Origin of the sequence: Trichocoleus sp. FACHB-46 (genome assembly GCF_014695385.1) — a bacterium.
GTDB lineage: Bacteria > Cyanobacteriota > Cyanobacteriia > FACHB-46 > FACHB-46 > Trichocoleus.
This window is the reverse complement of record NZ_JACJOD010000014.1, coordinates 214,396-226,815: the sequence shown is the minus strand read 5'-3', so window position 1 is coordinate 226,815 and position 12,420 is coordinate 214,396. Positions and strand designations below refer to the sequence as shown.

Annotated in this window: 12 protein-coding genes and 1 riboswitch; of the genes, 4 read left to right on the top strand and 8 right to left on the bottom strand. The window is 50.7% G+C overall.

Translation table 11 applies throughout. The features are described 5' to 3' along the window. The first annotated feature begins 146 nt into the window (after positions 1–146). Entirely contained in the window at positions 147–590 is a 444-nt protein-coding gene (rbfA, locus tag H6F72_RS11355; RefSeq protein WP_190434892.1) for a 30S ribosome-binding factor RbfA, read from the top strand. A gap of 20 nt (positions 591–610) precedes the next feature. Beyond that, complete coding sequence (locus H6F72_RS11350; protein WP_190435111.1) at positions 611–2,251, top strand: glycoside hydrolase family 3 N-terminal domain-containing protein; 1,641 nt, start codon at positions 611–613, stop codon at positions 2,249–2,251. Positions 2,252–2,291: 40 nt separating this feature from the next. Here the strand turns inward: H6F72_RS11350 and hemB are convergent, their stop codons facing one another. From hemB to H6F72_RS11310, 8 genes are all read right to left on the bottom strand, one after another. Next, positions 2,292–3,275 (bottom strand): porphobilinogen synthase, encoded by a 984-nt coding sequence (gene hemB, locus H6F72_RS11345; RefSeq protein WP_190434889.1) that lies wholly within the window; start codon positions 3,273–3,275, stop codon positions 2,292–2,294. 228 nt (positions 3,276–3,503) lie between these two features. Then, the gene (gene rpmA, locus H6F72_RS11340) at positions 3,504–3,788 is read right to left on the bottom strand and encodes a 50S ribosomal protein L27 (protein ID WP_190434887.1); all 285 of its coding nucleotides are present in this window, start codon (positions 3,786–3,788) and stop codon (positions 3,504–3,506) included. 57 nt (positions 3,789–3,845) lie between these two features. After that, positions 3,846–4,190: a 50S ribosomal protein L21 gene (gene rplU / locus H6F72_RS11335; protein ID WP_190434884.1), complete on the bottom strand. Its 345-nt coding sequence runs from the start codon at positions 4,188–4,190 to the stop codon at positions 3,846–3,848. A gap of 136 nt (positions 4,191–4,326) precedes the next feature. After that, entirely contained in the window at positions 4,327–5,520 is a 1,194-nt protein-coding gene (locus H6F72_RS11330) for a hypothetical protein (RefSeq protein WP_190434881.1), read from the bottom strand. Positions 5,521–5,578: 58 nt separating this feature from the next. Next, complete coding sequence (locus H6F72_RS11325; RefSeq protein WP_190434878.1) at positions 5,579–5,776, bottom strand: CbtB-domain containing protein; 198 nt, start codon at positions 5,774–5,776, stop codon at positions 5,579–5,581. 20 nt (positions 5,777–5,796) lie between these two features. After that, positions 5,797–5,957, bottom strand: a riboswitch (cobalamin riboswitch). 60 nt (positions 5,958–6,017) lie between these two features. Continuing rightward, positions 6,018–7,766, bottom strand: coding sequence for an ABC transporter ATP-binding protein (locus H6F72_RS11320; protein ID WP_190434876.1), 1,749 nt, complete (start codon positions 7,764–7,766; stop codon positions 6,018–6,020). Between the two features lie 75 nt (positions 7,767–7,841). Beyond that, positions 7,842–8,885, bottom strand: a complete 1,044-nt coding sequence (locus tag H6F72_RS11315; RefSeq protein WP_190434873.1) for a YdcF family protein — start codon at positions 8,883–8,885, stop codon at positions 7,842–7,844. A gap of 327 nt (positions 8,886–9,212) precedes the next feature. After that, the gene (locus H6F72_RS11310) at positions 9,213–9,890 is read right to left on the bottom strand and encodes a sugar transferase (protein ID WP_190434869.1); all 678 of its coding nucleotides are present in this window, start codon (positions 9,888–9,890) and stop codon (positions 9,213–9,215) included. A 750-nt stretch (positions 9,891–10,640) separates the two neighbouring features. Here H6F72_RS11310 and H6F72_RS11305 point away from each other — a divergent pair. Both H6F72_RS11305 and H6F72_RS11300 read left to right on the top strand, forming a co-directional pair. Further along, the gene (locus tag H6F72_RS11305) at positions 10,641–10,937 is read left to right on the top strand and encodes a hypothetical protein (protein ID WP_190434866.1); all 297 of its coding nucleotides are present in this window, start codon (positions 10,641–10,643) and stop codon (positions 10,935–10,937) included. Between the two features lie 295 nt (positions 10,938–11,232). Continuing rightward, positions 11,233–12,363: a HetZ-related protein 2 gene (locus H6F72_RS11300; RefSeq protein ID WP_190434862.1), complete on the top strand. Its 1,131-nt coding sequence runs from the start codon at positions 11,233–11,235 to the stop codon at positions 12,361–12,363. The last annotated feature ends 57 nt before the right edge of the window (positions 12,364–12,420 follow it).

Here is a 12,420-nt window from a genome sequence, read left to right as displayed (position 1 = left end):
TCATTTCTCTGGAGAGAGGTTGACTGCTCAACCCCTGCCTAAATTAGAAGTCTGTACCGAACATCTGCCCTGACACGAGGCTCATGTTTCGAGTACGGACGCAGTAAAATGTACGTCTCGCTTTCGAGTTAAAGAGCAGGTTTGTTATGGCTACTAGTCGTCGCGTCTCTCGCGTTTCAGAATTAATTAAACGAGAAGTCAGCCAAATGCTCCTCTCTGGCATTAAAGATGACCGAGTGGGTACGGGTATGGTCAGCGTCACCGACGTAGACGTATCGGGCGATTTGCAGCATGCCAAAGTCTTCGTCAGCATTTATGGCAGCGATGAAGCGAGAGAGGAGACAATGGCGGGGCTGAAGTCAGCGACAGGCTATGTTCGTAGCGAACTAGGACAGCGGGTTCGGCTGCGACGCACCCCAGAAGTGATTTTTGTCGAAGATCGCTCTATTGAGCGCGGCACCCGTGTTCTCTCTCTGATTAACCAGTTGAGTCAAGACCGCAAGCCTGACGATGCAGCCGCAGAAATTGACCAAGACGCAGACGACTGGGAGCAAGATTTGGTTGGAGCTGAAGATGAGGATGAGGATTAAAACCTTTGGTCGGATCTAGCGTGACTTCTCCATTGCCCAACTGGGAGAGCTTATCCCTGGCTGAGCAAGTGGCTCAGATGGTTGTTGTCCGAGCCTCAGGGTATTTGTTTGACCATCAAATTCAGTATCCCGTTTGGGAGCCTCCTGCTGCCACATTGCAGCACTGGGTGCAAGATCTGGGTGTAGGTGGCGTGATTTTGTTAGGTGGGAGTGCCGCCGAAATTGCCCTGCGATCGCAACAACTCCAAGAGTGGGCGCAAATTCCCCTCCTAATTGCCGCTGATATTGAGGAAGGGGTAGGGCAGCGCTTTTCCGGTGCCACTTGGTTTCCGCCCCCGATGGCCCTCAACGCGATCGCCCAAACTAATTTAGCCCAAGCTTTGCACTATGCCGAGGCGATGGGAGCTTACACGGCTCAAGAAGCGCTAGCGATCGGCCTTAACTGGGTGTTGGCTCCAACTGTGGATGTCAACAACAATTCCCACAACCCAGTGATCAACGTCCGGGCATTTGGGGAAACGCCAGAAACGGTATCGAAGCTGGCAACGGCGTTTATTCAAGGTGCTCAACAGCATCCAGTTCTAACGGCTGCTAAACATTTTCCAGGCCATGGCGACACTGCTACAGATTCGCACCTGGATTTGCCCGTTCTTACGCATTCTGAAAAACGTTTTGCTGAGATTGAACTGCCTCCTTTCAAGAGTGCGATCGCGGCAGGTGTCGATGCGGTAATGAGTGCTCACCTGCAAATCCCTGCGTGGGATGCCCAGTTTCCGGCGACCCTTTCTCACCGGATTCTGACTCAAGAACTGCGGCAAAACTTAGGCTTCGAGGGCTTGATTGTCACCGATGCCTTAGTCATGGGCGCGATCGCTAACCGCTATGGCGTGAATGAAGCGCCAGTGTTGGCCGTGGAAGCAGGCGCAGACATTTTGTTGATGCCGCTTGACCCCGAAGGTGCCATCAAAGCGGTATGTGAAGCCGTAGAAACAGGTCGGATTACGCCAGAACGCATTCAAGCGTCGGTAGAACGGATTTGGCGGGCCAAGTTCAAAGTTTGCTCCCCGATGCCCGAAAGTGCTGACATCACCCACGCTTGGGAAAATTTACCGCCACCGCCAATTCAGTTAGAGCAACTCTCGACGCCAGAGGCGATCGCCACCGTCAATGGCATCCTCCAGGACTCCATGCAGATGCACCTGCCTAAAGAGTCGCGTCTGAGTCAACCGAGCGAGGGCCAAACTTTACGTAATGTCGTGGTGGTGGACGATGCCTTAGCTGCTGGTGAGTTTTTAGGACGATATACCCCGGCGATCGCCCTACCCCAGAACAAGGGTTATCACTTGCAATTGGTAGATAGTCATACTCCAGCGATCGCCTTTGAGTCTCAACTCACAACTCCCCAACCAACCCTGCTGCAACTATTTATTCGTGGCAACCCGTTCCGGGGCAGTGCTGGGCTGACTCAGACAGCGCAAGATTGGTTTAAATTTTTGCTGGAAACGAATCAACTCCAAGCATTGGTGATCTACGGTAGTCCTTATGCATTGGAGAAATTTATTCCCCACCTTCCTGCTGATGTACCCTATGTCTTTACCTACGGCCAAATGCCTGCCGCCCAAGCGATCGCTCTAGACGCTTTATTCAACCCGCAAGTCTGAGGGCACCCCTCTCCTACAAGGAGAGGGGACGGGGGAGCGGTTAAGCACCCAACCAACGGGCAATATCTTTAGCGTGGTAGGTGAGGATCAGGTCAGCACCCGCACGCTTGAAGCTGGTCATGGTTTCCATCACGACTTTTTCTTCGTCGATCCAGCCGTTGAGGGCTGCGGCTTTCACCATCGAGTATTCACCGGATACGTTATAAGCTGCGACAGGCAAGTTGGTTGCCTCTTTAACGCGCCAGATGATGTCCATGTAGGCCAGCGCAGGCTTGACCATCAGCATGTCCGCGCCTTCGGCAATGTCCAGCTCAATTTCCTTAAGGGCTTCACGGGCATTGCCAGGGTCCATCTGGTAGGTACGACGATCGCCAAACTGAGGCGCAGAATCAGCCGCATCCCGGAAAGGGCCGTAGTAGGCAGAGGCGTACTTGGCGGCGTAGGAAAGAATCGGCAGATCTTGGAAACCTGCTTCATCCAAGCCCTGACGAATCGCTTGCACAAAGCCATCCATCATTCCAGAAGGCGCGATGATGTCAGCACCTGCTTTTGCTTGGGAAACTGCTGTTTTCTTCAGCAGCTCTAAAGTAGGGTCATTCAGCACCCGTCCACTCAAATCCCCCACTTGCAAGTAGCCGCAGTGACCATGAGAGGTGTACTCGCACAGGCAGGTGTCAACAATGACGATCAGGTCAGGGACTGCTTCTTTGACCGCAGTCGCCGCTTTCTGGACCATGCCACACTCATGCCAAGCCCCTGTTGCGTCGGTGTCTTTGTCGGCGGGAATGCCAAACAGAATAATTGCGGGAATGCCCAAGTCATAGACTTCCTTGGCTTCCTCCACAATTTTGTCGATGGAGAGTTGGTAAACGCCTGGCATGGAGCGAACTTCCTGAGCGATCGCCTCTCCCGGAACGGCAAACAGCGGGTAGATCAAATCGCTGGTGGTGACAATAGTTTCACGTACCATCCGACGAAGCTGAGGATTGGCACGCAAGCGGCGAGGGCGATGGGTCGGAAACATAGCGTCTACTAAAGGTAAAAATTTAGAAAAACCTACCTGGCTTAGCAACCTCGTAACGAAAGGTTAGCTAACTCTCAAATTTCTCAACAGTCTACTAGTTTAAGGCTTGTTGCTTGCCCACTCACAACTCAGTAACGTTCTGTAAAACTCCGGATTTTAAGCAAACAAAATAGGGGCACAGCATGCTGTGCCCCCACAATCGATTTAGCAAATCGCGATCGCCTTAGCTTATGCAGTAACTGCAACAGGAGCTTCAGCAGCAGCGGGATAAACGCTGACTTTCTTGCCGCTCTTACCTTTTCTTTCGAAGGTGACAACACCATCAACGAGAGCGAAGAGAGTGTCATCGCTGCCACGACCGACGTTGCTACCAGGGTGGAACTTGGTGCCACGTTGACGCACTAGGATGTTGCCAGCACGAACCACTTGACCGCCGAAGCGCTTGACGCCGAGGCGCTGAGCATTTGAGTCGCGACCGTTACGAGTACTACCTGTACCTTTCTTATGAGCCATTGTTCCCTCAGAGATCTCTACAAGTTTTGCAAGTTGACAACGCTGCCTGACTTGATCTTAGCCTTCGCCCGCACCCAACTCGGTGCCATTCAGGTTGATGGAGTTGATCATCAAGCGGGTTAATTCTTGACGGTGACCCTGCTTCTTACGGGTTTTTTTCTTAGGCTGCATCTTGTACACGATGATTTTACGGCCTCGCAGTTGGCGCAGGATGGTACCTTGAACTGCTGCCCCTGCTACTAAAGGCTGACCAACAGAAATTTCACCGTCGTTTTGCACAAATAGCACTTTGTCAATGGTGACAGCGGCATCGACATCACCCGCAATCCGCTCTACATCATAAAAGCGACCGGGTTCTACCCGCAGTTGCTTACCACCCGTCTCAATAATTGCGTAAGCCATGAAATTCTCCTAACAGTTGCCGTACAGGTAGCTGGCTAATGCTCTTTATGAAATGCTTTGCACAATCAGCATGCCAGCTTTTTGTGATGCCTTCACCTGGTCCGAGCAGGAATAGACAGACAATTTGCCATTATGTCTAATTTAACGCCTTGCTGTCAAGGAGCGATCGTGGTTGTCGCCGTTGTTGTATCCATAAGCCCAGTCCTAAGCCGACCAGCAAAATGCTGATAAAGTAGCCAAGGGAAAGGAGGCGCGATCGCAACGGTGGCTCTACGCCCTCAACTTCAATCTCTTGAGCCACTTTGAAGGATGAAAACTGACGAGCCGCACCGGGTTTGGGTGTGACTTCAACTTCCACTTGATGGGGTGCGCCATCAAAAAACTGTTGTTGCCAAGCAAATTCACCTTGGTTATTGGGTGTTGCTTGGTGAGTAAATGCAACCCAGCCTGCTTCTAAAGATTTGGCTTTGATGTCAAACACCACATCAGTTGCTGGTTGACCCGTTTTCACATCGATCGCCTGTACAGCCAACTCAGCAGGTTCGCCTACCATGGCATGGTGATGCCCTAACAGCTTCACCTCCAAGCCTTGCGTGTTCGCACTAGACGGCAAAGCGGCGATCGCCTTATCTCTATGCTCATGTTCGTGAGAGTGCTCATGGGAGTGAGACAGTTCAGCACTAATATTGACGACTAGCAGAGCAGCGATCGCGACCACAATGGCTCCGCTCAGCAACAGCCGAACTCGCTGAGGGGCAATTTCTCCAGGTTGCAACTCTTGCTTGCCACCAATCACCCAACCGCCGCCGAAACCTACTGCCACCAAAATCACGGCTAGGATGGCGAAGTTGCGATATTTAATTGAATTTTCGGCGACGGACAAAGTTAAGGTTTGCTGGAAAGGTGCAAAGGCATTAGCAACGGTTGGTATAACTTCGACTTGGAGTTGGTAGTCACCGCGAATCGGGAGCATTTGCTGAAATTGCAGTTGACCGTTAGCGGCGATCGCCGCCAAATCCAGTAGCTTGGTGCCCTCAACGATGGGAAAGTCGGTGGGCAACCAAGGATTCGTAGGCGGGGTTAGCAGTTTGACATGAATGTTGGCATTTTGCAGTGGCTTCCCGGTTGCATCCAGCGCTTGTAGCGTCATTTGCACTGGATTTTGGGGCTGCGCGGCATCGGCCTCAAAGGGTAGTAACTGAGTGGTAGATGGTTCAGTTGCCAGCTTCACCGATGGCTGTAGGAGTTGCGATCGCCCAACCGCACCATAGCCTAAAGCTCCTAGCAGCCCTAATAAGCTGAGGAGCGAAACAAGTTTAATTTTTGCCATTATGACTTAGAACCTTTGAGGATGCTGAGAGATAAGAATTCTGACGAAGCGCGAAATTCTAGTGGCAGCTAACACTCAAGGTATGGTGGCGTAGCGAGTGCATTTGGTTGTGGGCGGCAGGATAGCTTGAGAAGTAAACCGTCCAGAGCGTCAACGCACACAAGGAAGTAAATAAGGTGGCTTGCACAGGCACCGAAAGTGTCCAACGGACGGCCTGTTGCTGAAGTGAGCCAGAAGTTAGGGATGCAGTTCTCATGGTGTACCTCGCACTTTAGAGCTATAGAACTTCCCACCGGCGGGCATCCTGGCTAGGAAATTTTTACTTAGCTGAGCAAAAAATTCCTTCACAGTTGCGGGACAGCGTCGGATTTGCACCGAACTTTCCCCGTTACCTCTAGTGACTGTTCCTCACTAGAACCGCATGAGTAGGGCAATCATATCACTGTTTATTGACATAAACGTTTTTGCCACAAAACTGCGACCCCAGATTTTGGTTCCTAGCGTAGCATTTCTTCTAAGGCATGCTGGCTCCATAGAGTTTGGTATAGTCCAGGCTGCTTGAGCAGTTGATCATGGGTGCCCATTTGGACAATGTGACCGTGATCCATGACAAAAATGCGATCGGCGGTAGCGGCGGCGGCCAGTTGGTGAGAGATAAACAGCACCGTTTTACGTTGTGTACCTTCCGACAAATTTTTCAGAATTTGGGTGGCGGTTTGGTTATCTACGCTAGAGAGGGCATCATCCAAAATCAAAATGGGCGCATCAACCAATAAAGCTCTGCCTAGGGCGCTGCGTTGGCGTTGCCCACCAGACAACGTAATCCCTCGTTCACCTACCACTGTTTCGTACTGGTGCGGGAAATTGAGAATTTCTTGGTGAATTTGAGCTTGTTTGGACGCGTACTCTACCTCTGGCTGTTCTGCTAGAGGGTCGCCATAGCGGATATTGTTCTTGACTGTGGTGCTGAAGAGGAAGCTGTCTTGGGGCACATACGCGATCGCAGATCGCAAATCCTGCAAGCGCAACTGAGTAATGTCGTAGTCATCGACAAACAGTTGCTCTGACACAATATCCAGCAGTCGGGGGATCGCATTTGCCAAGGTGGACTTACCTGACCCAATTGGCCCTACGATCGCGACGGTTTCTCCCGGTTCGATTGTGAAGCTGACATTTTGCAGCGCTGGTATGACGGCGCCAGGATAGGTAAAGCTGAGATCACGGGCGCTGAGGCGACCTTTGACCTCTGCTAGAGTTAACGGCACCACATCGGGCTCGTTTTTGATCTTCGGTTCCACCGTCAAAATTGACTCGACGCGATCGATACTGACTTCACCCCGTTGATAGGCTGTAATCGTGAAGCCGAGCAGTGCCGTGGGGAAGATCAGGCGTTCGACATATAGGAGCAAGGCGATAAAGTCACCGACACTCAGCGCTCCCGTGGCGATCGCTCTGGCCCCCTGCCACAACAGCACCAAAATGCTGAGGCTGGCGATGCCGATCAACAAAGGAAATAAGGTATTGCGGGTTCTAGCTAGCTTCAGATTGGCTTTGAGCAGTTGCTGATTCAGTTGTCGGAAGGCTCGCCGCTCATTTTCCTCTTGAGCGTAGATCTTGATCAAGGCGATGCCGCTCATGTCCTCTTGAATCAGATCGCTCATTTTAGACAGTTCTTCTTGCACCTCTAGCTGCTCATTGCGGAGGCGATCGCTAAACAAACGCACCAACATCAACATGAATGGGTAAGGTGCGATCGCCAGTAAGCTCAGCTTCCAGTCAATCGTCAGCATGACGGGCAAGGTCAAAGTATAGGCAAAGACGGTATTTGCCAAACTGAGCACAGCAAACCCCACCAACCGCCGAATATTGTCTACATCACTTGTCGCGCGGCTAATGAGATCCCCAGCAGTGTTGAGTGAGAAGTAAAACGGCTCTAGGGTTAGCAAGTGATTGAAGATCTTCTGCTTCAAGTCAAATTCGACCTGCCTCCCGGTGCCAAAGAGCAAAATCCGAGAGGCCATGCGAATTCCCCACATGACCGACGCTAGGGCCAAAATCAGCCCTACATAGTACAAAACTTGGTCGAAGCTGAAGGTGACTTGAAGGTCGTCAACAGCGTCGCGGATGACCAGCGGGATATAGACCCCAACTAAATTGACGATCAGCAGCGATAAAACACCTAAAACAGTAGTTTTCCAGTGGGGTTGTAAGTAAGCCGCAAGTTTCCGTAGCTGAGAGCGAGCCATGAGCAAAAATCCAGCAACCTTTTGATCATCCTAAACGAATTACCTCAGCAGCAGGCAACTCCCCTGCGAGCCAAGCTAAATGCCCAAAGGTGCGAGCCAGCCGCGTAAGAAGTAGTACACCGAGAGCAAATATTCCTCAATCACGCGAGTCGTGACTACCAGAGTGTCAGCGCTGGGGACAAAGTCGGCAATCCGTAATCTGCGCTTGAGACTGCCACCCGACTCAAAGGTATAAAAATTCGTGGGTCGAGGAATAACTCGAATGCCTACCCTGGCAAAGGTTAAAGCGGCTCGCCTAGTATTCGTGGCAGAAGAAACTAAGATCACGCGATCGCCCAACCGCCGCTCCATCAAAATTCGTCCTACGGCGACAGCGCTAGTACGCACATCCACGCCAGTCGGTTCCACCACAATGTCGTCTCTAGCCACTCCCATATTGATCAGTAAGGTTTCAATGTCCCTCGCTTCCACGATTTCCTCAGGCTTGCCTTGCAAATCGCCCCTAGGGCCTGCACTGACGATCACCAAAGGCCTATTCCCTAGCCGTAGTTGGTCTTGATACAGTTGGGCAGCGTAAATAATGCGATCGCCCGTATCCGTCAGCTGAATCTGCCGCCGATAGGGTAGATTCGCCTGCGTGGTTCCCCATCCCAACACCACGATCGCTGCTGCTGTTTGTCCTTCTGGAGGGGTCAGCGTCGTCGGGCACTGGAGGTCACAAAGTTCCCGCCGTTGCTGATCGAACTGAATGGCGGCCTGCTCGGTTTTTTGGGCCAGTGCATAGGCCACAAAAGGAGTACTGGAAATTAGCAAAATTAACAGGGCAGCGATCACCAAAGTACCCCCCGGCTTTTTCAGCCCGCCTTTATCCATCTTGGCGGCAGCAGCAGCTAGCAGCAACAACGATAAGCCAAGCGGCTTGAAGGGCAGCGATAACACGCTCCAAACTGTGGAGACGACTCGGCTGGTTGGCGTTAGGAAGGCCAGAATGATGAATAACACCATCACAAAGGCACCGAGCCAAGTGTAGTACTCCTTCGGAATCAGCTTCTGTAGGACGTACCAGATAATTATGCCGACTAGCAGCCACAGCAGAACTAAGGTTAATAGTTCAAACATTGCGGCACTTCCTCACATCACCAACTAGGGAGTTTTGCTTTACTGGCGGTACTAATGACATCGCTCGGTATGTCAGTTCTTGTCTGAGCCCATTGATTTGCATTTGTGAATGTTCAAGCAACTCTCCCGTAGTTGCGCTAACGCTAGCATGAAGTGAGGACAACAAAGCATCATCAATCTGTTTTCCAGCCCGCTATTTGTGACTCTGAGGCTCCATTGCCCCGCTACAAAAAACCACCCTGCCGTTTTAAGGACAGAGTGGTGGAACTAGAGCATGCTGTCTTTTTTCAGCCTTGAAAGTGAGGCGATCGCGGCTGAGTTCGTGGGTTAGTAGGCCCCAGTTTTGGCAAAAATCACAAATACGGTTTTGAAGATGATTGTCAAATCGTACAGAGGGGTCCAATGGGTTTGGTAGCGCAAATCTAGCTCAACAATCTTCTCGAAGTCCTTGACTGAAGAACGACCATTCACTTGCCATTCTCCCGTAATACCGGGCTTGACACACAAGCGCTGCCAATGGTGCTCATCATAGTGAACGACTTCGTCACCAGTTGGGGGGCGAGTGCCGACCAAACTCATTTCCCCGCTCAGCACATTCCAGAATTGGGGAAATTCATCAAGGCTAGTGCGTCTCAAAAAACGACCGACTTGAGTGACGCGAGGATCTTCGCGGTTCTTGAAGATTAAGCCTTGGGCTTCGTTGGGAATCAGCGCCTTAAGAGCTTCAGCATTTTCCACCATAGAGCGGAATTTGCGGATCTCAAAAGGTCGACCATGTAGGCCGTAACGCTTTTGCTTATAGAAAATTGGGCCAGGGCTATCTAGCTTGATCGCGATCGCCACAGGGACGAACACGAGCGCCAGAATCAATAGGCCGATTACACTGCCGAAAATGTCAAGCAACCGTTTCGCTACAGAGCAGGTTGATGGATGAGGAACCTGAAAGACAGATTCCGGTACAGTGAAGGGGCTAGATATCGGAGACAATACAGAATGCGTCGTCATGACAAGCCTGTCACTATAGGACCGTAGAAGCACGTACGCACCACTAATATATAGACGGGACTCGATTAACAGTGATAGCCCTCTCCACAAGGCTTGTCCAAATCTTCATTGCCTGGTTCATAACCCTGCGGTTTTATAAAGATTCGATGAAGCTGCTTTGGAATTTCAGCCTAACGCGTGTAAGCAGCATTGCTGATAGTTGAAACCCTAAGTTAGCTGCTTGACCAGCCTGTCTTGATCTTCTAGATTTTGAATCCCTCAATTTGGTGGCCTCAAACAGCCGAAGCTCGGCGATCTCTACCCAAAAGATTTACCTAACACAAGACTTAAATTCGACTCGTTTGAGCTTACCCCTTCCTTCTGAGTCAGCCATCATGGACCTGCGTAAAACTTTTATCGAGCCAAATACCTTCAGGTCACTATGCTGAGCTAATGCAATTTGTGTTGGCTATCAAGTGAGGGCCGCTCAGGGATTAAATTGAGTAGATTTGCAAACCTGGCGGGTTAATCCGGAGAAGATGCTACAACAGATGATTATTCATGTCTTAGCTGAGTCAAATCATCGGTACTAGCTTGATACCTTTGTACGCTGGAATATGGCTGTACAGCCCGAAAAGCTAGCTTCAGAGAGCAGTGATGCCTTGACAACTAACAGCTAAGAGTTTACGACTTTAGGGTGCAAACGCTAACTCAGGCCTAGGAAACTAGGTTTTGGCTCAAACTGCAATCTGATGATAAGGACTCTGAGGCGTGGAAGTAAGAGTAAGCCGCTTAGAATCGATTATTCAGCAAATTGGTGAAGCTGTACTAGTGACCACCGAGACCATTGACCGCTTGGCGGAGCGTGTAGATGCTTTAGCAGTTCAGGTACAACAACAATCTCAACAGGTGCAGCAACAGGGATACCAAATCTTTGCTTTGAGCGATGCTGTGCAGACGTTGGCTGAAACTCAAAACCATTCCCTGGAGCGATTGAATCACCTTACTGAGGCATTGGAACGTTTGGTTATTTCGATTGATGACAGCAGCGATAATAGTGACTATTAGGCTACTATCAGCCGCTCTCGGAGCTACTGCCTGCGGCTAGTCATCCTCATTTGGGATTGCTATAGTCATCCAAAGCAATCACGAAACCTGGTTGTCTGGTACGGAGTCTGGTACAGGTTTCGAGGTGTAAACCAACACTAATGGCAGACATAAAGTTAACGATGCCCCGACACTTGAGCTTAAGTAACGTAAATTTACGTATTAGTAAGCGATATTTTTACCCATGTGGGTGAGGGCCAAGCGGAAGGGTTGGCCACAAACTCTATAGGTAGGGACTAAAAGGATCGCAACTCCAATGAGACTGGCAGACAAACTGGCAAATGACTGGCGATCGCAACTTGAAACAGACTGCTCAGAGCAATCTGTGGCGCATCGGGAAAGTATTATCCGTTGGCTGATGGGAGAGGATTTAGCGCGTTTTGACACGTTAACTTCTGACCAACTCGCGATTGTTCAGCAAGCAATGGATTATCGCTATCGCATTTTGCAGCAGCGCTATCTGGGTGTAGGGCCAGAGCGGGCTTACCGTAAGCTCATTCAGCGCCTTAGTAGCTTATTTCTCATTCGTAACAAGATTAAGACTTGGGTCGCACTCAGCCGCGATCGCCAACGCTCTGTCGTCGATGTGTTGCAGGAAGTGATTCAGGAACTGTTGCAAAGTGACGGCTACATGCAACAGCAAGTCACTTGGATTGCTCAATGCACCTCAGACTCCCGGATGCGGAATAACTTGCTCCTAGCGAGCGTCGAGGAGTACTGCCTCAGACCCATCCGCAATCAACCGTTGCTCGTCTATCGCTTTGTTAACTACTTGCGCCGCTCTCAACGCGGTGGCATGACTCAAGTTCCCAGTGGCGATTTAGTGCGGCTAGTTTCGGAAGAAATCACCCCCGATGAAGCCGAAAACCCCGTCAGCTTGCTCGACAATCAGGCCGTTTCTCAGTACCAAGACGAACAAGCTTGGGAAGAACAGCAGATGGCTCGAACTGCCGTGAAGCAATCGTTTGAGCAATACCTAGCGGAGAAAGTAGAGCCAGATGCAGCCCGTTGGCTACAGCTTTATCTCCAAGGCCACTCGCAAGAAGCGATCGCTCGGACTCTAGACCTGCCGATCAAGCAAGTTTATCGGTTGCGAGAGAAAATCAGCTATCACGCGATTCGGGTTTTCGCGCTGAAAAACGAACCAGAATTAGTGGCAAATTGGCTGGAGACTTCGCTGCAAGAACACAGCCTAGGGTTAACGCCGGAGCAGTGGCAGCAATATGTCGATAAACTCACTCCAGAACAACGCCAACTGTTGGACCGTCTTCGGGAAGGCTGCACTCTAGAAGCGATCGCAGGTGACTTGAACTTGAAGACCAATCAAGTCATGGGGGAATGGAGCAAGCTTTATCTCGCGGCTCAAGAACTCCGTAGTGCTTCTTAAATTAACTGCAGTAACGGCTGAAGTTCTTTACACAATCTGGTTGAATCTGCTGAGCTT